This window comes from Streptomyces sp. SID12501 (assembly GCF_010550245.1).
GTDB lineage: Bacteria > Actinomycetota > Actinomycetes > Streptomycetales > Streptomycetaceae > Streptomyces.
Genome location: NZ_JAAGLU010000041.1, coordinates 18,588 through 39,024, shown reverse-complemented (window position 1 = coordinate 39,024; position 20,437 = coordinate 18,588). Strand labels below are relative to the sequence as shown.

23 protein-coding genes are annotated in these 20,437 nt (G+C 70.4%); 8 read left to right on the top strand and 15 right to left on the bottom strand.

The annotated features are described in order from the left end of the window. Positions 1-28: 28 nt before the first annotated feature. The 3 genes from tilS to dacB all read right to left on the bottom strand — a co-directional run bounded on the left by tilS (position 29) and on the right by dacB (position 4,420). Complete coding sequence (tilS, locus tag G3I71_RS37125; RefSeq protein WP_164321905.1) at positions 29-1,072, bottom strand: tRNA lysidine(34) synthetase TilS; 1,044 nt, start codon at positions 1,070-1,072, stop codon at positions 29-31. A 190-nt stretch (positions 1,073-1,262) separates the two neighbouring features. Then, positions 1,263-2,396, bottom strand: a complete 1,134-nt coding sequence (locus G3I71_RS37120; RefSeq protein WP_164321903.1) for a zinc-dependent metalloprotease — start codon at positions 2,394-2,396, stop codon at positions 1,263-1,265. A 260-nt stretch (positions 2,397-2,656) separates the two neighbouring features. Beyond that, complete coding sequence (gene dacB / locus G3I71_RS37115) at positions 2,657-4,420, bottom strand: D-alanyl-D-alanine carboxypeptidase/D-alanyl-D-alanine-endopeptidase (RefSeq protein WP_164321901.1); 1,764 nt, start codon at positions 4,418-4,420, stop codon at positions 2,657-2,659. A 79-nt stretch (positions 4,421-4,499) separates the two neighbouring features. Between dacB and G3I71_RS37110 the strand changes: the two genes are divergently transcribed. Both G3I71_RS37110 and G3I71_RS37105 read left to right on the top strand, forming a co-directional pair. Beyond that, a complete protein-coding gene (locus tag G3I71_RS37110) occupies positions 4,500-4,991 on the top strand; it encodes an inorganic diphosphatase (protein WP_164321899.1) in 492 nt (163 codons plus the stop codon). Positions 4,992-5,107: 116 nt separating this feature from the next. After that, positions 5,108-6,814 carry a threonine/serine exporter family protein gene (locus tag G3I71_RS37105; protein ID WP_164321897.1) on the top strand — a complete coding sequence of 569 codons (1,707 nt, stop codon included), beginning with the start codon at positions 5,108-5,110 and terminating at the stop codon, positions 6,812-6,814. Positions 6,815-6,961: 147 nt separating this feature from the next. On the opposite strand, the gene G3I71_RS37100 is transcribed toward G3I71_RS37105, so the two are convergent. Beyond that, positions 6,962-7,849 carry a VTT domain-containing protein gene (locus G3I71_RS37100; RefSeq protein WP_164321896.1) on the bottom strand — a complete coding sequence of 296 codons (888 nt, stop codon included), beginning with the start codon at positions 7,847-7,849 and terminating at the stop codon, positions 6,962-6,964. Positions 7,850-8,012: 163 nt separating this feature from the next. Between G3I71_RS37100 and G3I71_RS37095 the strand changes: the two genes are divergently transcribed. Further along, complete coding sequence (locus G3I71_RS37095) at positions 8,013-8,378, top strand: YbjQ family protein (protein WP_164321894.1); 366 nt, start codon at positions 8,013-8,015, stop codon at positions 8,376-8,378. A 15-nt stretch (positions 8,379-8,393) separates the two neighbouring features. Here the strand turns inward: G3I71_RS37095 and G3I71_RS37090 are convergent, their stop codons facing one another. Beyond that, entirely contained in the window at positions 8,394-9,155 is a 762-nt protein-coding gene (locus G3I71_RS37090; protein WP_164321892.1) for a MerR family transcriptional regulator, read from the bottom strand. 88 nt (positions 9,156-9,243) lie between these two features. Between G3I71_RS37090 and G3I71_RS37085 the strand changes: the two genes are divergently transcribed. Continuing rightward, positions 9,244-10,671 (top strand): glutamate decarboxylase, encoded by a 1,428-nt coding sequence (locus G3I71_RS37085; protein WP_164321890.1) that lies wholly within the window; start codon positions 9,244-9,246, stop codon positions 10,669-10,671. 40 nt (positions 10,672-10,711) lie between these two features. Here the strand turns inward: G3I71_RS37085 and G3I71_RS37080 are convergent, their stop codons facing one another. The 4 genes from G3I71_RS37080 to G3I71_RS37065 all read right to left on the bottom strand — a co-directional run bounded on the left by G3I71_RS37080 (position 10,712) and on the right by G3I71_RS37065 (position 14,440). Further along, positions 10,712-11,353, bottom strand: coding sequence for a PadR family transcriptional regulator (locus G3I71_RS37080; protein WP_164321888.1), 642 nt, complete (start codon positions 11,351-11,353; stop codon positions 10,712-10,714). A 24-nt stretch (positions 11,354-11,377) separates the two neighbouring features. Next, a complete protein-coding gene (locus G3I71_RS37075; RefSeq protein ID WP_164321886.1) occupies positions 11,378-11,917 on the bottom strand; it encodes a DinB family protein in 540 nt (179 codons plus the stop codon). A gap of 127 nt (positions 11,918-12,044) precedes the next feature. Further along, complete coding sequence (locus tag G3I71_RS37070; protein ID WP_164321884.1) at positions 12,045-13,514, bottom strand: aldehyde dehydrogenase family protein; 1,470 nt, start codon at positions 13,512-13,514, stop codon at positions 12,045-12,047. 95 nt (positions 13,515-13,609) lie between these two features. Beyond that, a complete protein-coding gene (locus tag G3I71_RS37065) occupies positions 13,610-14,440 on the bottom strand; it encodes a helix-turn-helix transcriptional regulator (RefSeq protein ID WP_164322016.1) in 831 nt (276 codons plus the stop codon). Between the two features lie 367 nt (positions 14,441-14,807). Here G3I71_RS37065 and G3I71_RS37060 point away from each other — a divergent pair, with 367 nt between their 5' ends. Beyond that, positions 14,808-15,296 carry an ATP-binding protein gene (locus G3I71_RS37060; protein ID WP_164321882.1) on the top strand — a complete coding sequence of 163 codons (489 nt, stop codon included), beginning with the start codon at positions 14,808-14,810 and terminating at the stop codon, positions 15,294-15,296. A 117-nt stretch (positions 15,297-15,413) separates the two neighbouring features. Here G3I71_RS37060 and G3I71_RS37055 read toward each other — a convergent pair whose 3' ends face one another. The 5 genes from G3I71_RS37055 to rpmG form a co-directional block, all read right to left on the bottom strand. After that, complete coding sequence (locus G3I71_RS37055) at positions 15,414-15,692, bottom strand: DUF397 domain-containing protein (RefSeq protein ID WP_164321880.1); 279 nt, start codon at positions 15,690-15,692, stop codon at positions 15,414-15,416. 264 nt (positions 15,693-15,956) lie between these two features. Further along, entirely contained in the window at positions 15,957-16,190 is a 234-nt protein-coding gene (gene rpsR, locus G3I71_RS37050) for a 30S ribosomal protein S18 (protein WP_164321879.1), read from the bottom strand. A gap of 7 nt (positions 16,191-16,197) precedes the next feature. Then, positions 16,198-17,421, bottom strand: a complete 1,224-nt coding sequence (locus G3I71_RS37045; protein WP_164322014.1) for a GTP-binding protein — start codon at positions 17,419-17,421, stop codon at positions 16,198-16,200. A gap of 16 nt (positions 17,422-17,437) precedes the next feature. Next, complete coding sequence (locus G3I71_RS37040; RefSeq protein WP_164321877.1) at positions 17,438-17,686, bottom strand: type B 50S ribosomal protein L31; 249 nt, start codon at positions 17,684-17,686, stop codon at positions 17,438-17,440. A gap of 9 nt (positions 17,687-17,695) precedes the next feature. Further along, positions 17,696-17,860 (bottom strand): 50S ribosomal protein L33, encoded by a 165-nt coding sequence (gene rpmG, locus G3I71_RS37035; RefSeq protein ID WP_006376523.1) that lies wholly within the window; start codon positions 17,858-17,860, stop codon positions 17,696-17,698. Positions 17,861-17,921: 61 nt separating this feature from the next. Here rpmG and rpmB point away from each other — a divergent pair, with 61 nt between their 5' ends. The 3 genes from rpmB (at position 17,922) to G3I71_RS37020 (ending at position 19,141) form a co-directional block, all read left to right on the top strand. Next, entirely contained in the window at positions 17,922-18,158 is a 237-nt protein-coding gene (gene rpmB, locus G3I71_RS37030; RefSeq protein ID WP_164321875.1) for a 50S ribosomal protein L28, read from the top strand. Between the two features lie 69 nt (positions 18,159-18,227). Further along, on the top strand, positions 18,228-18,533 hold the full coding sequence (gene rpsN, locus G3I71_RS37025) for a 30S ribosomal protein S14 (RefSeq protein ID WP_164321873.1): 306 nt from the start codon (positions 18,228-18,230) through the stop codon (positions 18,531-18,533). A 65-nt stretch (positions 18,534-18,598) separates the two neighbouring features. Beyond that, positions 18,599-19,141 (top strand): hypothetical protein, encoded by a 543-nt coding sequence (locus G3I71_RS37020; protein ID WP_164321871.1) that lies wholly within the window; start codon positions 18,599-18,601, stop codon positions 19,139-19,141. A 62-nt stretch (positions 19,142-19,203) separates the two neighbouring features. Here G3I71_RS37020 and G3I71_RS37015 read toward each other — a convergent pair whose 3' ends face one another. Then, entirely contained in the window at positions 19,204-20,397 is a 1,194-nt protein-coding gene (locus G3I71_RS37015; protein ID WP_164321869.1) for a DUF2786 domain-containing protein, read from the bottom strand. Positions 20,398-20,437 lie beyond the last annotated feature (40 nt).

Sequence of the window (20,437 nt, the reverse complement as noted above, 5' to 3'; positions counted from 1 at the left end):
CTGCCCCGCCCCGAAGGAGGGGTGAGATTCAGCCTTGCCGAATCACCAGTCTGCCACCCTGCCGCTGGGCGACGACCCGGCCGGGGAGATTGATGGCTCCCTGACCTCGCCAGCCGGTGATCAGCCGGTCGACTTCCTCGATGTGGCGGGCGAACAGCGAACCGGCCGGAGCGCCCGCCTCGATGGCGGCACTGCGCAGGATGCGGCGGCGTACCGCGGGCGGCAGGGCGTACAGCTTGGCGCACTCCAGGAGGCCCGCCGTGTCCCGTACGGAGGCCTCGGCCTGGCGGGCCCAGGTGTCGAGGGCGTCGGCGTCGTCGCGGGAGAGCTGGGCCGTGCGGGCGAGGGCCTCGACGACGCCCTTGCCGAGGGCCTTCTCCAGGGCGGGCAGTCCCTCGTGGCGCAGCCGGGACCGGGTGTAGGCCGGGTCGGCGTTGTGCGGGTCGTCCCAGACCGGGAGGGACTGGACCATGCACGCCTTGCGGGCGGTCTGCCGGTCGAGCTGGAGGAAGGGCCGGCGGTACCGGTCGGGAGCCCCGGGCCGTCCGGAGACGGCCGCCATCCCGGACAGGGACCGGATGCCGGAGCCGCGGGCGAGGCCCAGCAGCACTGTCTCGGCCTGGTCGTCGCGGGTGTGGCCGAGGAGGACCGCGGTGGCGCCGTGGCGCTCGGCGGCGGCGTCCAGGGCGCCGTACCGGGCGTCGCGCGCGGCGGCCTCGGGGCCGCCCTCACGGCCGACGGCGACAGCGACGGCCTCGACCGGGGCGAGGCCGAGTTCGGTCAGGCGCAGGACGACCTCGTCGGCGCGGAGGTCGGAGCCGGGCTGCAGACCGTGGTCGACGGTGACGCCACCGGCGCGCAGACCGAGTTTGGGCGCTTCGAACGCGAGAGCGGAGGCGAGCGCCATGGAGTCGGCGCCGCCGGAGCACGCCACGAGGACGAGCGGGGCGGACTCGCCGGGGGTGGTGGGGCCGGGGAGGAGGCTGTTGGGCGGGTTGTTCGCAGTCAGGACGTCGTGGAGAGCGCGGCGAACCGCCAGGCGTATCGCCGCGACCGCAGGATGGGGACCCATGTCCGGTTCCCTTCATGAAGTTTTCGGGAGGTGAGCCGACTTCGGTCACTCAGAGTGTGTAGATGGTGACAGAAACGGGGCGTTCCCCGAGCATTGCACGCCTACCCGTGCTCCACGGTCCCTCGGACGGGTGATTGAAGGGGCGTTCACCTGCCGTCGGCCGGATTCGTTCACCACGTATCCCGAGGGCTCACTGGTCCGCCTTGCGGTGCACCCGCGCGACCCAGTCCGCCGGTTTGGCGATCTCCGCCTTCGTAGGAAGGGTGTTCGGGGAGGTCCACACCCGGTTGAAGCCGTCCATGCCGACCTGGTCGACGACGGCCCGGACGAACCGTTCGCCGTCCCGGTACTGCCTGAGTTTGGCATCCAGACCGAGCAGCTTGCGCAGCGCGAGGTCCAGCCGTGAGGCACCCTTGGCGCGCCGCTGCTGGAACTTCTCCCGGATCTCGGCGACGGAGGGCACCACCGCGGGGCCCACTCCGTCCATCACGAAGTCGGCGTGCCCCTCCAGGAGGGACATGACCGCGGTCAGCCGGCCGAGGATCTCCCGCTGGGCCGGCGTCTGCACCAGCTCCACCAGGGAACGCCCGCCGTCGTCCTCCTCGCCCTCCGGCCTGCCGCCCGCGAGGGACTGCGCGGCCTCCCTGATGCGCTCCAGGACCGTCATCGGGTCGACTTCCGTCTCCCCCAAGAACGACTGGATTTCGCCCTCCAGATGGTCCCTCAGCCAGGGCACGCCCGTGAACTGCGTGCGGTGCGTCTCCTCGTGCAGACACACCCAGAGCCTGAAGTCGTGGGGCTGTACGTCGAGTTCGCGCTCCACGTGGACGATGTTCGGCGCGACGAGGAGCAGCCGTCCGCCGCCGTTCGCGCCCGCCGGGAGTTCGCGGGTGGCCGGGGCGAAGGTCTCGTACTGGCCGAGGACGCGGGACGACAGGAACGACAGCAGCATCCCCAGTTCGACGCCGGTGACCTTGCCGCCGACCGCGCCGAGGACGGCTCCGCCCGGTGAACTCCCGCGCCGCTCCCCCATCTTGTCCAGCAGGGGCCTGAGCACCTCACGGAACCCGGCGACGTTCGCCCGTACCCAGCCGGGGCGGTCGACGACGAGTACGGGGGTGTCGTGGGCGGCGTCGCCTCCCATCCGGGTGAAGCCCCGGACGTGCTCCTCCGAGGCCTTCGCGTGCCGGCGCAGCTCCGCGACGATGGCCCGGGCCTCGTCACGGCTGACTTCCGGTCCCGGCCGTACCAGCCGGGTCGCGGTCGCCACCGCGAGATTCCAGTCGACCATCCCAGCAGATGCGGCACCACCGATGCTCGTCATGCGTCAACCGTACGGGAGCGACTCCGCTGGGGGCAGGGCGGCGAAGTCGGCAGGGGCGAGGTCCGTTCGGGCTGCACCCGGCGTTGCGGGCTGTGCCCACCCTCCCCTGTCGCCCTGCGGAACGCTTGCCCGCAGGGGTGCGTGCGGGACTCTCACGCGCGCCCCTCAGGGGCGCGGGGCTGTATCGGTCTGCGGCTCCGCCGCGGGGCGCGACCAGCCCCCACCGGGCCCGCGGACGAAGAACCGCCCATCCAGCGGAGCTACCCGCAGCCGCAGGCCGCGAGCGCCGTCGCCGTGCGGTCCAGCGCCGCCTGGGCCTGGGCCGGGCTGGTGGTGTCGGCGGCCAGGAAGGCGAAGGCCAGGAGGCGGCCGTCCCGGTCGACGACCGTGCCGGCCAGGGCGTTCACGCCGGTCAGGGTGCCTGTCTTGGCCCGTACGACACCTGCCGCGCCGTCCGTGTAACGGGCGCTCAGGGTGCCCGTGAAGCCTGCCACCGGGAGGCCGGTGAGGGCCGCGCGGAGTTCGGGGTGGGCCGGGTCGCCGGCCTTGGCCAGGAGGGCTGTGAGGAGGTTGGGGGTGAGGAGGTCGGCACGGTTCAGGCCGCTGCCGTCCGCGAAACGGGCGCCGGACATGGGCAGTCCGAGCTTCCCCAGCTGGGTACGGATGGCCCGGGCACCCCCCGCGAAGTCGGGCCGGACGTCCGTGGCGAGCGCGGTCTGGCGGGCGAGGGCCTCCGCGAGGTCGTTGTCGCTGTTGGTCAGCATCCGCTCGACAAGGGCCGAGAGCGGCGGCGAGGAGACCGTCGCGAGGGTGGTCGCGCGGCCGGTGGCCTTGGACGGGCCGGGAGAGGTCGTTTTGATGCCGTGCTTCGCCAGCAGGGTCGCGAAGGTGCGGGCCGCGTCCGCCGCCGGCTCGGTGCCGCGCGGGGCAGGTCCGCTGCTGGAACCGTCCGTACGGGCCTCGTCGGTCATCAGGGCGCTGACCGGGGCGAGGTTGTCGTTGACCCCGATCGGGTGGAGTTCCCGGCCGGCGTAGAGCGTGGTGTCGTACGACAGCGTCACCTGGCGTACGCCGCGCTTCGTGAGGGCGGCGGCCGTCGAGTCGGCCAGGGTGCGCAGGCTCGCCCAGCCCTCCGGGTCCTTACGGGCCGTCAGGGTGGGGTCGCCGCCGCCTACCAGGACGAGTTCGTCGGTGTCGGGCTCCAGGGCGGCCCGGGTGGTGAGGCGGTGGTCGGCGCCCATCGCGGAGAGCGCGGCGACGGCCGTGGCGATCTTCGTGGTCGAGGCGGGGACGAGTGCCTCGCCGGCCCCCAGGCCGTACAGGCGCTTCCCGGTGGCGACGTCGACGACGGCGGCCGTCCGGCGGGTGCCGAGCGCGGGGTTCTTCAGGAGCGGGTCCAGTACAGCCGCGAGAGCCCTTCCGGCGGGCGCCGCCCGCACGGTGCCGGTGGCGCTGCCGAGGCCCGTCAGCACGGAGGGGGCGCTCGGGGCGGGTGCGGGCGCCCCGGCCGATGTACCCGAGGCGGCGGAGGTGTCGGACGTACCGGAATTACGACCGTGATCCGTGCCACCGGATCGCTCCTGGACGGCGGCCCAGTCCCGCTCGGCCGTACGCTGACCGGAGGAGTCCCAGGGGCCGGCGGCGGTCACCACGCCGGCGGTCAGCGCCAGTCCGGCGGTGGCGGCGCCCGCGGTGTACTGCCAGGTCCGCAGGTTCTTCGGCAGTGACAGCGAGAGTGCCGTCGGGGTCTTCGGCCTCGGGAGAGCGGCGAGTTTGGGGCCGACGGCCTGTGTGATCCGCGCCACCCGCGGTTTCACTGCGGCTGTGGCTCGTCCGGCTCGTTCGAGTTGCGGCCTGACCGTCGCCGTCACTCGTTCGAGTTGCGGTTTCACGGCCGCCCTGGCCCGTCCGAGCTGGGGTTTCACCGTTGCCGCGGCCCGGGTGAGACGGGGTCCCACGGTTCGCGCGAGCCGCGCCACCCGCGGCCTCGCGGCCCGCCAAGGCCTCAGCTCTGGCACGACCACCAGCCCCTTTCGCGATCACACACCTGCGTGAGGGACACTTAACCATCAGAACTATGTGTTGATCATGGAGGAGCCAGCGGTGGAGTTCGACGTCACGATCGAGATTCCGAAGGGTTCACGGAACAAGTACGAGGTGGACCACGAGACCGGTCGGATCCGTCTGGACCGTCGCCTCTTCACCTCGACCAGCTACCCGGCCGACTACGGCTTCGTCGAGAACACCCTCGGCGAGGACGGCGACCCGCTGGACGCGCTGGTCATCCTGGACGAGCCGACCTTCCCCGGCTGCCAGATCCAGTGCCGCACGATCGGCATGTTCCGGATGACGGACGAGGCCGGCGGCGACGACAAGCTGTTGTGCGTGCCCGCGCACGACCCGCGCGTGGAGCACCTGCGGGACATCCACCACGTGTCGGAGTTCGACCGTCTGGAGATCCAGCACTTCTTCGAGGTCTACAAGGACCTGGAGCCCGGCAAGTCCGTCGAGGGCGCCAACTGGGTGGGCCGCGCGGACGCCGAGGCCGAGATCGAGCGGTCGTACAAGCGCCTCAAGGAGCAGGGCGGCCACTGAGGCTCCCGGACCCCGTCACGTCGAACGGGCCGCACGCGTGCGCGTGCGGCCCGTTCGTGCGTCTGTGCGCATACTGAGGGGCGTACCGGAGGGGCACGCGCAGGGAGCGATACGGAGTGACGGACGAGGCTCGCAAGCCGGCATCGGACGAGGCCAGGAGCGCCTACGCGGTTCCCCTCGCGGGCGGGACCTCGGGCAGTGGTGACGGGGACTCGTCCACCACCTCCGAGTTCACGCTCCCCGAGGGGACGGCCCCGCCCAGGCCCGTCGTCGGTGAGGCCGAGACGACCTCCGAGTTCGCCCTGCCGAACGGGCTCGACGTTCCGCAGCCGCCCGGCGGCGACGCCGGTGGACCGGCCTCGGCCTTCAACACCCCGCGTACGTACCGGGCGCCCGTGTTCACGCCGCCCCTGGGTATCCCTGTGGTGAGCCTCACCAAGGACGTGCCCTGGCAGGACCGGATGCGCACGATGCTGCGGATGCCGGTGACCGAACGGCCCGCGCCGGAACGGCTGCGGAAGGCGGCCGAGGAGGACGGGCCGGCCGTCCCGCGCGTGCTGGACATGAGCCTGCGTATCGGCGAGCTGCTGCTCGCGGGCGGCGAGGGCGCCGAGGACGTGGAGGCGGCCATGTTCGCCGTCTGCCGGTCCTACGGCCTCGACCGCTGCGAGCCGACCGTCACCTTCACGCTGCTGTCGATCACGTACCAGCCCTCGCTCGTCGAGGATCCCGTGACGGCGTCACGGACGGTCCGGCGCCGGGGCACCGACTACACGCGCCTGGCGGCCGTCTACCGGCTCGTGGACGACCTGAGCGACTCGGAGACCGCCACGTCTCTGGAAGAGGCTTACAGGCGCCTTGCGGAGATCCGGCGGAACCGGCACCCGTATCCCGGCTGGGCGCTCACCGTCGCCGCCGGGCTGCTCGCGGGCGCGGCCTCCGTGCTCGTCGGCGGTGACGTGGTCGTCTTCGTGGCGGCGGCGCTCGGCGCGATGCTGGGCGACCGGCTGGCGTGGCTGTGCGCGGGGCGTGGGCTGCCGGAGTTCTACCAGTTCACGGTGGCCGCGATGCCGCCGGCCGCGATAGGGATCGCGCTGACGGCCGCGCACGTGGACGTGAAGGCGTCCGCGGTGGTCACCGGCGGGCTGTTCGCGCTGCTGCCCGGGCGGGCGCTGGTGGCCGGGGTGCAGGACGGGCTGACCGGGTTCTACATCACCGCGTCCGCGCGCCTGCTGGAGGTCATGTACTTCTTCGTGGGCATCGTCGTCGGGGTGCTGCTGATCCTGTACTTCGGCGTGAAGCTGGGCGCCGAGCTCAATCCTGACGCGGCGCTGGGGAGCGTGGAGCGGCCTCTGTGGCAGATCAGCGCGTCCATGCTGGTGTCGCTGACCTTCGCGGTCATGCTCCAGCAGGAACGTTCCACTGTGCTCATCGTGACGCTCAACGGGGGTGTGGCGTGGAGCGTGTACGGCGCCATGCACTACACCGGCGGCTTCTCGCCGGTGGCCTCGACGGCCGTCGCGGCGGGGCTGGTCGGGCTGTTCGGGCAGTTGCTGTCGCGGTACCGGTACGCGTCGGCCCTGCCGTACACCACTGCGGCGATCGGGCCCCTGCTGCCGGGGTCCCCGACGTATTTCGGGCTGTTGTCGATCGCGCAGAACGACATGGACGCGGGGTTGGTCTCGCTGTCGAAGGCCGCGGCGCTGGCCATGGCCATCGCCATCGGGGTGAATCTGGGGTCGGAGATCTCGCGGTTGTTCTTGAGGGTGCCGGGCGGCTCCGCCGGGGGGCGGCGGGCCGCCAAGCGGACGCGAGGGTTTTAGTTCCGGGTGCGTTCGCCTGGCGTGGGCGCCTAGGAGCTCGGGGGTTCTGTTGTGGGGCGGGTGCGGGTGCGCTGTGGCTTGTCGCGCCCCGCGGCGGAGCCGCAAATGTCGCAGCCCCGCGCCCCTTCAGGCGCGTCCCCGCACGGGTCAGTTCTGCGGGTAGCCGTTGTTGTTCTGGTTGTTGTACGGGTACTGCTGCTGGTCCTGCTGGTAGCCCTGGGGGTACTGCTGGGCGTAGGGCTGCTGGTCGTAGTACTGGTTCTGGTCGTAGCCCTGGTTCTGGCCGTACTGCTGCTGCCCATAACCCTGGTCGTCGTTCTGCTGCGCCGGGGGGATGCGGCGCAGCTGAGTGGTCGCGTCGTCCATCATCGGCTGGGCCGGGGGCTGCTGTTGGGGCTGCGGGGGCGGGTTCTTCTTGGCCTTGCTGCGGGCCCGGGCGAACTCGATGATGATCGGGACGACCGAGATGAGGACGATCAGCAGCAGGATCGGTTCGATGTTCTTCTTGACGAAGGCGATGTTGCCGAGCCAGGAGCCGAGCAGGGTGACGCCCGCGCCCCAGAGGACGCCTCCGATGACGTTGAACGTCAGGAACGAGCGGTACTTCATGCCGCTGACGCCCGCGATGATCGGCGTGAACGTGCGCACGATGGGCACGAATCGGGCCAGGATCAGGGACTTGGGGCCGTACTTCTCGAAGAACTCGTGGGCCTTGGTGACGTTCTCCTGCTTGAAGAGGCGGGAGTCCGGCCGGTTGAAGAGCGACGGGCCGACCTTCTTGCCGAACATGTAGCCCGCCTGGTCGCCGAGGACCGCGGCGAGGCAGATGAGGGCGACCGCTCCCCACAGGGGGAAGTCCAGCGTGCCCGCGGTGATCAGCAGGCCCGCCGTGAACAGCAGCGAGTCACCCGGCAGGAAGAAGCCGATGAGCAGACCGGACTCGGCGAACACGATCAGGAGCAGGCCCCAGATGCCGAACTGGTCCAACAGGTAGTCCGGATCCAGCCAGCTCGGTCCGAGGGCAAGCGTCGTCACTGTTCCGGGCTCCTGAGGCTTGGCAGAGATGAGTACAGAAGATGGGTGCAGAAGATGAGTGGGGCCAAAGCTATCAACGCGATGTGCCCCCTCCGGGTTCCCCCAGCTTCCATGCGCCACTCCGGGGTGCGCTGTGCGGGAACTGGGACCATCCTGTGAGGTTATGGGCATCGAAGAGTACGGCGGCGGCCAGGGACCTCAGTCCGACGTCCTGGTCGTGACGACGAACGACATCCCCGGCTACCGGGTCGAGCAGGTCATCGGTGAGGTCTTCGGGCTGACCGTGCGGTCGCGGCACCTCGGCAGCCAGATCGGGGCCGGGCTGAAGTCGATGATCGGCGGTGAGTTGAAGGGTCTGACCAAGACCCTCGTCGAGACGCGCAACCAGGCAATGGAACGTCTCATCGAGCAGGCACGCGCGCGTGGCGCCAACGGGGTGCTGGCCTTCCGGTTCGACGTGACGGACGCGCAGGACGTGGGCACGGAGGTGTGCGCGTACGGGACCGCGGTGGTCCTGGCCCGGGAGTGACCCCGGGCCAGGGAGCTATGACTCGTGCCGGGCCGCGTTCGCCGCGATCGCCTCCCTGAGGTGTTCGGCGAGGCCCGGGCGCATGGAGTCGTAGAACTCCTTGAAGCGCTCGTCGGCGACGTACATGCCGGCGAGGCCCTGGTGGATCTCGTACGTGCATTCGTAGAACCATTTGGTGATGTGCTGCCGGTGTTCCTCGGCCATGGCCATGGCCGCCTCGCCCGCCGGGGGCTCGCCGGCGGCCATCAGGGCGTCGTAACGCTCGCCCCAGGAAGCCACCTCGGCCTGCATGCGCTGCCAGTCGTCCTTCGTGTAGGTGGCCGCGCGGCGCTGCGACTCCGCGTACGTCTCCGTGCCGCCCCAGCGGCGCTCGGCCTCCTCGGCGTGCGCCTCCGGATCCTTGTCGCCGAAGACCTCGAACTTCTCCTCGGGCGTGAGGTTGATGCCCATTCTGCGTGCCTCCATGGCGTGCTCCACGGCCGCCGCCATCTGCTGGAGCCGTTCGATCCGGGCGGTCAGCAGCTCGTGCTGACGGCGCAGCTGCGCGCGCGGGTCCGCCTTCGGGTCGTCCAGCAGGGCGGCGACCTCTTCGAGCGGGAAGCCGAGCTCCCGGTAGAACAGGATCTGCTGCAGCCGGTCGAGATCGGCGTCGTCGTAGCGCCGGTGGCCCGCGTGGCTGCGTCCGCCCGGCACGAGGAGGCCGATCTCGTCGTAGTGGTGCAGGGTGCGCACCGTGACGCCGGCGAAACCGGCGACCTGTCCCACGCTGTAGCTCACTTCCGCTCCCTTCTCGGTACGCGCTCCACACTGCTTCCTCACCCGGCGTGAGGTGCAAGCCCAGAGGCTCGGGCATACCGTCGTACGCATGCCACTGCACCCTGGGGACAGCGAAACACCTGACGGCAAGGGCGACGGGCGCAGGCTCGCCGTCAACCCCTTCTACGGGGAGGCCAATCCGGTCGGCGGTATGACCGAGGCCCCGCCCACACACCGGCTGCCGGACTCCCCTCTGCCGCCGTCGACGGCGTACCAGCTCGTGCACGACGAACTGATGCTCGACGGCAACTCACGGCTCAACCTGGCCACCTTCGTCACCACCTGGATGGAGCCGCAGGCCGGCGTCCTGATGGGCGAGTGCCAGGACAAGAACATGATCGACAAGGACGAGTACCCGCGCACGGCCGAGCTGGAGCGGCGCTGCGTGGCGATGCTCGCCGACCTGTGGAACGCGCCCGATCCGGCCGCCGCCGTGGGCTGTTCGACCACCGGTTCGAGCGAGGCCTGCATGCTCGCCGGGATGGCGCTGAAGCGGCGGTGGGCGGCGCGCAACGCCGACCGGTATCCGGGGCGGGACGTCCGGCCGAACCTCGTCATGGGCGTCAACGTGCAGGTCTGCTGGGAGAAGTTCTGCAACTTCTGGGAGGTGGAGGCGCGCCAGGTGCCCATGGAGGGCGAGCGGTTCCACCTCGATCCGCAGGCGGCGGCCGACCTGTGCGACGAGAACACCATCGGGGTCGTCGGGATCCTCGGGTCCACCTTCGACGGGTCCTACGAGGACATCGCCGAGCTGTGCGCGGCGCTGGACGCCCTCCAGGAGCGCACCGGGCTCGACATCCCCGTGCACGTCGACGGGGCCTCGGGGGCCATGGTGGCGCCCTTCCTGGACGAGGACCTGGTGTGGGACTTCCGGCTGCCGCGCGTGGCCTCGATTAACACCTCGGGGCACAAGTACGGGCTGGTCTATCCGGGCGTCGGCTGGGCGCTGTGGCGGGACAAGGAGGCGCTCCCCGAGGAACTCGTCTTCCGCGTCAACTACCTGGGCGGCGACATGCCGACGTTCGCGCTCAACTTCTCGCGTCCCGGGGCCCAGGTGGTCGCGCAGTACTACACGTTCCTGCGGCTGGGCCGCGACGGCTACCGGGCCGTGCAGCAGTCCACGCGGGACGTGGCGCTCTCCCTCGCCGGGCGGATCGAGGAGCTGGGCGACTTCCGGCTCCTCACCCGGGGCGACGAGCTGCCCGTGTTCGCCTTCACGACGGGGCCGGACGTGACCGCGTACGACGTCTTCGACGTCTCGCGGCGGCTGCGTGAGCGCGGCTGGCTGGTGCCCGCGTACACCTTCCCGGAGAACCGGCAGGACCTGTCCGTACTGCGGGTCGTGTGCCGCAACGGCTTCTCCGCGGACCTCGCCGAGCTGTTCCTGGAGGACCTGGGGCGGCTGCTGCCCGAACTGCGCCGACAGTCGCGGCCGTTGACGCACGACAAGGACGCGGCCACCGGATTCCATCACTGACGCACCCTTTTGAGAGGCCGCCCAGAGGTGTCCGACTGGATCAGCGGGCGTCCTCGGGATGCTTCTCCCCCGTCGCGTACGGGTTCTCCTCGCCCTCTGCCAGGACGCCGACGAACGGTTCGCCCTCTCCCGCGAAGGTGTACGCGCCGCCCTCGATCCGGGCGATCAGACTCAGGGTCCACTCGGCCTCGGCGTCGGCCGTGTGGATCCAGAGGTTCATGATCTCGCCGATGTGGCCGAGCTGTTCGGGGCCGTCCTCGGGGACGTAGTGCTCGGTGACCGAGGACCGCCACTCGCCGATGCGCCGGGTGCGTTCCCTGAGGAGGGTCACCGCCTCGTCGCGCGGCAGGTCGACGATGAAGCCGATGGCGGCCGACTTGACGTCCATCTTCTGGTCGTACGAGGTCAGGGCCTCGCGCAGCAGGCGCAGGAACTCCTCGGTGCCCTGGTCGGTGATCTCGTACTCCGTGCGGGGCGGGCCGCCGGCCGTGGAGGGCCCGGTCTCGTGCGCGTGCAGCAGCCCCTGCTTGGCCATCTGCTTGAGCGCGTGGTAGATCGAGCCGGGCTTGGCGTTGGACCACTCGTGCGCGCCCCAGTACTCCAGGTCGCCCCGCACCTGGTAGCCGTGGGCCCGCCCGTGCTGACGGACCGCACCGAGCACGAGGAGACGGATCGCTGACATGCGGGCCACATTAGGGCCCTGGCGTCAAGCGGCCCGCTCCCGGGCCACCAGCTCGAAGGCGGTGGCGCCGTCGAGGGACTCCCGGACGATGTCCGCGTGACCGGCGTGCCGGGCCGTCTCGCGGATCAGGTGCAGCGCCAGCCAGCGCATCGAGACACGGGCCTGGGGCGGGAACCAGGGGTCGGGCGGGAGATCGAAGGTGTCGTCGAGGCTCGGTACGGACCGCAGGAACGCCTCGGTCTCGGCGGCGACCTTCTCCCAGTGGGCGAGCTGCGAGGCGACGGTCTCCCCCTCGACGAGGACGAAACACTCGTGCCAGTTCGACTCGTCCCGCTTGACGGCCGGCGCCTCGCCCTTGGCCCGCGCGATCCAGCCCTGCTCGACCTCGGCGACATGCTTGAGCAGCCCGGAGAGGGACAGCTCGCTGGCACTGGGGCGCGAGGCGGCCTGCTCCTCCGTCAGCCCCAGGAGGGCCCGCCGGATACCGCCGCGCTGCTCCTCGATGAAGGAGAGAAGGGCTCCTCGCTCATCGCCGGGCGCTTCGGAGGGAACGTGAGTGACCATGGTCGGCCGCCTTTCATCGGGTCGTGCGGGCTTCGCTGCCTGACACCGATGAAGCTACGGGGGCTTGCGGTCAGGTTCTGTCCGCAAGCCCTCGGTCATTCACAAGAGGTTCTGGTGACGACTACGACTAGAACGGGAAGAAGCTCCGCCCGTGCTGCACCGAGATCCACTTCTGGGTGGTGAACGCCTCCACCGTCGCCTCGCCGTTCAGGCGGCCGATGCCCGAGGACTTCTCGCCGCCGAAGGCGACCAGGGGCTCGTCGTGGACCGTGCCGTCGTTGACGTGGAACATGCCCGTGTCGATCTGCTTGGCGAAGGCGATGCCGCGTTCCACGTCGGCCGTGTGGACGGCGCCGCTGAGGCCGTACGGAGTGTTGTTGACGAGGCGGACCGCCTCCTCCTCGCCGTCGAAGGGGACGAGGAGGGCCACCGGGCCGAAGATCTCCTGCTGGAGGAGGGGCGAGTCGGCGGGGAGGTCGGTCAGGACCGAGGGCTCGACCAGGTTGTCCGTCGTCGTGCCGTGGAGCAGCGCCGTCGCGCCCTCCTCCAGTGCCCGCCGCACCACGCCCGAAATCGCCTCCGCCTGGGAGGAGTTGATCACCGGGCCGATGACCGTCGCGGGGTCGTTCGGGTCGCCGACCTTCAGCGACCTGACCTTCGTCACGAACTTCTCGGTGAACTCGGCGGCGATCGAACGGTCCACCAGGACACGGTTCGCGGCCATGCAGACCTGGCCCTGATGGACGTACCGGCTGAAGACCGCCGCGTCGACCGCGTAGTCGATGTCCGCGTCGTCCAGGACCACCAGGGCGCTGTTGCCGCCGAGTTCGAGGACCACGTTCTTGAAGAGGGGGGCGCAGACGGCGGCGACGTGGCGGCCGACGGCGTCCGAGCCGGTGAAGGAGATGACCTTCGGGACCGGGTGCTCGATGAACGCGTCGCCGATCTCGGCTATGTCCGTGATGACGACGTTCAGGAGGCCGGGCGGCAGGCCCGCGTCCTCGAAGATCTTCGCGACCAGGGAGCCGCCGACGACCGGGGTGTCCTGATGCGGCTTGAGGACGACGCCGTTGCCGAGCGCCAGCGCCGGGGCGACCGACTTCAGGGCGAGGAGGAAGGGGAAGTTGAAGGGGCTGATCACGCCCACCACACCCACCGGGACGCGGTAGACGCGGTTCTCCTTGCCCTCGACCGGCGACGGGACGATCCGGCCCTCGGGGGTCAGCGCCAGGCGGATCGACTCGCGCAGGAACTCCTTGGCGAGGTGCAGTTCGAAGCCGGCCTTGAGGTGCGTACCGCCGAGTTCGGCGATGATCGCCGCGGCTATCTCCCGCTCACGGTCCTCGACGATGCGCAGGGCCTTCTCGAAGACCGCGCGGCGGGTGTACGGATTGGTCGCGGCCCATTCCTTCTGGGCCGCGGCGGCGGCGCGGTACGCCTCGTCGACCTCGTCCACCGTGGCGATCGTGATCGAGGCGAGCTTCTCGCCGTCGTACGGATTGAAGTCGATGATGTCCCAGGAGCCGGTGCCCGGGCGCCACTCACCGCCGATGTACTGCTGCGCGAGGTCGGTGAAGTAGTACTCGAGCGATGGCATGTGCTCCCTCAATCCCTCAATCCCGTATCACGGTCTGATCACACGTCATCGTACGTGCGTCCAAAGGGAGTTGGGGGAAGATCAGGAACCCTCGTTCACGAGAGTTGCAGCAGGCCCCTCAGCAGGTCCCGGCTCTCGTCAGGACCGGGGCTGTCCTGCTGCAACTCCTTCATCGCCTTCTCGTACTGGTTGACGTCCTCCGCCTTGTCCAGGTACAGCGCGCTGGTGAGCTGCTCCAGGAAGATCACGTCGGACAGGTCGGACTCCGGGAAGCTCAGGATCGTGAACGCGCCGCTCTCGCCGGAGTGCCCGCCGAAGCCGAACGGCATGATCTGCAGCCGTACGTTGGGCCGCTCGGAGATCTCGATCAGATGCTGGAGCTGGCCGCGCATCACCTCGCGGTCGCCGTACGGGCGGCGCAGCGCGGCCTCGTCGAGGACGACGTGGAACTCCGGGCCGCCGGTGGAGGCGGAGAGGAGGTACTTCTGCCGCTCCATGCGCAGGGCGACGCGGCGCTCGATGTCGGCGGGGCTCGCGCCCTTCATGCCGCGTTCGACGACCGCACGCGCATACGCCGCGGTCTGCAGCAGACCGTGCACGAACTGCACCTCATAGGCGCGGATCAGTGATGCCGCACCCTCCAGGCCCACGTAGGTGGGGAACCAGTTGGGCAGCACGTCCGAGTAACTGTGCCACCAGCCCGCGACGTTGGCTTCCCTGGCGAGCGAGAGGAGCGCGTTGCGCTCGGCCTCGTCGTTGACGCCGTACAGCGTCAGCAGGTCCTCGACGTCACGCGTCTTGAAGCTCACCCGGCCCAGCTCCATACGACTGATCTTCGATTCGGAGGCACGGATCGAGTAACCCGCCGCCTCACGCGTGATTCCCCGCGCCTCACGCAGTCGCCTCAGGTGTGATCCGAGCAGCATGCGCCGCACCACCGATCCCGGCTCTCCCGCGCTCACGTTCGTCACCCTCCCCAACCTCTCCAGGGGCCGCAGTCTGCCACTAAAACACTCCGAGCAGTACTCGTTCGGTTACTCAAATGAGAAGACGTCAGAGCGTACGCACAGGTAGGGGCAAGGGGAAGACCGGCCACAGGTGGAAAGTTGGCGGAAAAAATGACCAAGAAGCGGTACGGGTGGGTCCAATTCAGGCGCGTGCACGTGCATCTGCCCTTGCATCCGCCGTACGCATCGGAAACCATGGTCTCGCGCCACCGCTGCATCGCAAGGACTGCATCGCAACGACCGCGATCTCCCGGGAGTGCCTCGCATGGGGATGAATGGATCGACCATGCTCGAGCCGTTAAGGCAGGGGCTTCCGCCACTGGATCCCTCGACCGTGTCCAACGCGGCGTCGTGTGCGCTGCCCGCCCGCTACGAAGCGGTGCGCGAGGCACGGCAGTTCAGCCGACGAACACTCACCCAGTGGGACGTCGGCGACCGTTCGGACGATGTCTGTCTGGTCGTCTCCGAGCTGGTCACCAACGCTCTTCGGCACGCGGTGCCCACGGATCCCCCGCACTCGCCGGCCCATGAGCCGCTCGTACGGCTGCACTTGATGCGCTGGACCGAGCGGCTGGTGTGCGCGGTGCGCGACCCGAGCCGGGAGAGCCCGGTGGCGTACGACACCGAGGAGTTCTCGGAGGACTTCTCGGCCGAGTCGGGGCGGGGTCTGTTCCTCGTCGACTCGTTCAGCGACAGCTGGGGCTGGCACCCGCTCTCGGGCACACTGGGCGGCAAGGTCGTCTGGGCGCTGTTCGGAGTGCACTCCGCCGAGTGAGGCACCGCGGCGTTTCTTCGGGCCACGTTTCTACGCGCGTCACAGCGTGTCGCACAACCATTACGCCCCGCTTGTCCCGACTCCGGAACCTCCGGAGCGGAGACGGCCGCAGGGCGGTCAGCTCGCGGTGAGGTGGTCGAACTCGCCGTCCTTGACGCCCAGGAGCATCGCCTCGATCTCGGCGCGCGTGTAGACGAGCGCCGGACCGTCGGGGAAGCGCGAGTTGCGTACCGCCACCTCGCCGCCGGGCAGCCGCGCGAACTCGACACAGGAACCCTGCGAGTTGCTGTGTCTGCTCTTCTGCCAGGCGGCGACCCCGTCGAGCCGCGTGGCGGCCATGCCGTTGTACACGCCGGACTCATCGGCTACGCCAACGCCGTACACGTCGTGGTCCACAGGTCGCTCCCTGGTGGTGCACTGGCTGGTGAGGCCATTGGTGCGGTGGTCAACTCTGCCGGATCATAACTCTGTTCACGTGCAGACGCGTGGACGGATGCACAGGCGTATGCAAGGGCATACGCACGGTCAGATGCACGTGCAAGCCAGGTGCTCGCTCCACTACTCACCTTGACGCACGCGCGCCCCCGCGCGTTCCACCACACGTCCGCACCCCCGCCTCCTGGGGCATACGGAGACGGGGGTGCGGGTGGGGCGCGGCGGCTACCGGGACACGTACGGCAGCAGTGCCATCTCCCTGGCGTTCTTGATCGCGCGGGCGAGCAGCCGCTGCTGCTGGGCCGAGACGCGGGTGACCCGGCGGCTGCGGATCTTGCCGCGGTCGGAGATGAACTTCCGCAGCAGATCCGTGTCCTTGTAGTCGATGTACGTGATCCTGGCCGCGTCCAGCGGGTTGGGCCGGGCCTTGAGGGGCTTGCGTTCGATCTTGCGGGCCATGGCGGGGTCAGACCTCCAGGAGGGTGTCGAAGGCGGGCGGCAGGCGTTTCCAGGCGGTGCGCCCGCCGGCGTACTCGGCATCGGTGAGCAGGCACGACTCCAGGAGCTGTTCGAGTCCGTCGCGGTCGAGGCCGGGGGACGTGAACACCAGGTGCTGGCAGCAGTCGCCGTGTTCGGGGTGCCAGTCGAGGGCGGCTGCGGCCCGGCGCACGGGCTCGACCATGTCCCAGGCGGCGTCCGGGAGCGAGGCGAGCCAGGGGCCCGCGCTCTCCACGCACAGCGCGCCGCCCGCCGCGTCCCAGTGGAGCAGCGTGTCGGGGTGGTCGGCGAGCCAGAACCGGCCCCGGCTGCGCGCGGCGGCACAGGTCAGGTCCTCCAGCGCCTCGTACAGCCGCTCCGGGTGGAAGGGGCGGCGCCGGTGCCACACGAGGGTGGCCACGCCGTGCGCGTCGGCCTCGGCCGGCAGCAGCGCGCACGCCGGGTGCTGAGCGGCGGCGGCCGCCTCGACGTCGAATCCGGCGAGGGCGGCCGAGGCAAGGGCCGACAGCGGCGCCGCCTGCCTCCCGGACGCGTCGGCCGAGCCTGCCACGCCCGCCAAGTCCCCTGGGTGGCCGCCCGTGACGGGGACTTGGCGGGCTGTCGGGTGGAGCTGCGCGAGCAGCTCGCGGTCCTCGTCGTCGGCGTCCGGGGAGTCGACGAGGGCGAGGACGGTGGCGTACTCCAGCTGGCGGGCGAAGGTGTCCGCGACCGTGCGCTGGTCGGTGGCCGCGGCGGCGAGGCCGCGTTCGGCCAGATCGTCGCCGTTGCCGAGGTACGGCAGCAGCAGCGCCGGGTCGACGGCGGTGATGACGCCGGTGACCGTGAGGCCGCCGGCCGTCACCACCTCGGCCATCGCCTTGGGCTCGACGGAGTCCCACAGCTCGACGATCGCCAGCCGGGTCAGCCCGGCGTCCGCGAGCCGCCGCAGCTCCGGGACGAGGTCGTCGCGCAGGGCACAGCACGCACAGTCGTTGACCAGGGGCGCCTCGCCCGCGGAGAGGATGCCGGTGGTGTCGCTGACGGTCCGTACGACCGTGCCGGCCACGGCCGTCGCGAGGTCGTGGTGGAGTACGACGCTGCCGGGCACGTCGGCGAGCAGCCGCGCGACGGTGGCCTTGCGGGCGTCGGCGTGCAGTCCGCCGACGATCGCCACGGAGAGTTCGTGAGCCCCGGAGGGCCCGTGCTCATGCACCTGCACGTGTGTTTCCTCAGTCCTTCTTGCCGTACCGGCGCTCGAAGCGCTCCACGCGGCCGGCCGTGTCCAGGACACGGGCCGTGCCGGTGTAGAAGGGGTGGCTGATGTTCGAGATCTCGACGTCGACGACCGGGTAGGTGTTGCCGTCCTCCCAGTCGACCGTCTTCTCGCTGGTCATCGTGGACTGGGTGAGGAAGGCGTGGTTCGCGGCCCGGTCGCGGAAGACGACGGGCCCGTACGCCGGGTGGATTCCTTTACGCATGGCGGCTGATCAGCGCTCCTCTCGGAAGTCGACGTGCCGGCGGGCGACCGGGTCGTACTTGCGCAGGGTCATACGGTCCGGGTCGTTGCGGCGGTTCTTGCGAGTGACGTAGGTGAAGCCGGTCCCGGCCGTGGACCGGAGCTTGACGACCGGCCGGAGTTCGTTGCGAGCCATGCTGGTATCTTACTGAAAACGACTTCCATTTGCATAACTGGACCGAGAGAGGTGCGTCACCTTGTCCGCCCACTGCATGCTGTCCGGCGCCCGGCCGGGCTTCGGCAACACCATCAGCCACTCCCACCGGCGTACGTCCCGTCGCTTCAACCCCAACATCCAGTCCAAGCGGTACTGGCTGCCGAGCGAGGGCAGGCATGTCCGGCTGCGGCTGAGCACCAAGGGGATCAAGACCGTCGACACGATCGGCGTCGAGGCGGCGGTGGCCCGGATCCGGGCCCGCGGGGTCAAGGTCTGACCGGCCGGAAGAGGCAGAGACAGAGGCAGCACAGAGGAAGTACAGAAGAAGGACAGAGGTAGGAACGGCATGGCGAAGAAGAGCAAGATCGCGAAGAACGGGAAGCGGCAGGAGATCGTCGCCCGGTACGCCCAACGACGGGCCGAGCTGAAGGAGATCGTCCGGCTGCCGTCCTCGACGGACGCGGAACGCGTGGCGGCACGGCGGGAGCTGGAACGGCAGCCGCGTGACGCGAGCGCCACGCGCGTGCGCAACCGGGACCAGGTCGACGGGCGGCCCCGCGGGTACTTCCGGGCCTTCGGACTGTCCCGGGTCGGCCTGCGGGAGCAGGCGCACGCGGGATTCCTTCCGGGAGTTCGTAAGTCCTCCTGGTAGCTTGCAGCGGTCGTGTCGTGCGGTCGTACGACTATCGCTGGCGACTACTGGTTGGGAGCTTCCCGGTGACTTCGGTGACATACGCGCGCGTGCTGGCGCGCAGGGCTGGTGCGGCCTCGGCGGCCGGGGTGGCCGCCGTGCTTCTGCTTGCCGGGTGCAGTGGTGACGGGGGGTCCGACGACGGGTCGGCGAGTGGCGGTACGGCCTCGTCCGACTCGTCGGCCTCCCCCTCCTCGCCGTCGCCCTCCGGCACGGGCAGCGGTGACGGCAGTAGCGGTTCGACCGCCGTGGACAGCGCGCTGGTGGGCAGCTGGCTGACCACCAGCAAGGGCACTGCCGTGGCGCTGGTGGTCACCGGGGCGAAGGCCGCGCTGTTCACCACCGGGGGGATCATGTGCAGCGGTACGGCCGGCAAGGAGGCGGGGATGCAGATGGTCCACCTGACGTGCTCGGACGAGAGCAAGGACCGGGCCGTGGGCATGGTCGACTCCGTCGACAAGACGTCGATGAAGATCACCTGGACCGGCGGCCTCGGCGCGGAGACGTACACGAAGTCGGAGGGCGGGCAGCTTCCGTCGGGGTTGCCCACGGCGGGGCTGAAGTCCTGAGCCGGGTCGCGGCGCGCGTTCGTACGGGGTACCGCCAGGCGTTCGGCAGGCGCGGGGTGTCTCTAGGCGTTCGGCAGGCGCGGGCGGGCGTGCAGCGCCGCCCGGTCCGCCGCCGCCGTGCCCTCTGTCCAGCCTGCCTCGTCGGTCACGCCTCGTAGCCGGGTTGTCGTGGTCGTGGGGAACATCTGGTCCAGGTGGGCGGTGACCGCCAGGTCCCGGGTGGCCAGGACCGGGAGCAGGGGGCCGGCGGTGCGGGTCGCCGCCGCGTCCGCGGTTTCCGCTGCCGCCGCGGCGGCCAGGCGGGTGCCCGTTTTGTGCGCGTAGGCGGCCAGGAAGGACTGGCGGAAGGTCTTCGTCCGGTTGCGGCCCTTCGCCCGCTGCGCGGCCTCCGCCCTTGTCATCGCCGTCGTGGCCTGCACCAGCAGGGACGTGTAGAGGAGTTCCACCGCCTCCAGGTCGGGTTCGAAGCCCACCACGGTGGAGAAGCCCAGGGCCTCGTTCCACACCGCCCGACAGCGGTTCGCGTCGGCCACGGCGTGCAGGAGGACCGCTTTGGCCTCCTCGTACGGGGCGTCCACACCCAGCCGCCGCGCGTGCGGGGCGTCGCCCGCCGGGGCGCCGGCCGCGAGCAGGGCCTCGTCGATGCTGTGCCGGGCCATCAGTTCCTGGGCCTTCGCGCTCAGCGCCTCGGCCTCCTCGGGGAACCCGGTGGCCTCCGCCTTCGCCAGCAGCGCGCGGATACGGGGCAGCATGCGGGACTCCGGGTGTTCCCGGCGGGCGCTCTCCCCCGGCCTTGCCCGCTGCTCGTCCAGGGGCTCCAGCGTCGGCAGGGTCAGCAGCAGGCGGTACAGCTCCAGGAGCGTCGTCGCGTGCGTGAAGCGGTCCGTGCGGGGTGGGGCGGGGGCTGCGGCGAGGTCGGTCAGCTGTTCGCTCCAGCGGCGGCCCCGGGCCCGGTCGTTCGGCGCCTGGGCGGTGATCAGGGCCGACACCAGGCGTACGTGTACGTCGTCCAGCTCGCGCCGTACGAGGCGTACGACGTCGGCCGGCTGCCAGCCCCGTCGCCATGCCGATGCCACGAACTCCTCGCCGCGCCGGGCGAGTTCGGCGTCCGCGGCCGGGTCGGCGGCGAGCAGGGACGCCCCCGTGTCGAGGGAGGTGTCCGTGTCGGCGTACAGGGCGGCCTGGAAGGCGCGTTCGACGGTGCTGGGTGGAGGGGGCGTGCTCGTCACCCGTTGATCGTGCCATGCCGCCACCATTCGACTGTCAACTTCGGGTTGACAGTCGCTTGCTGCCAAC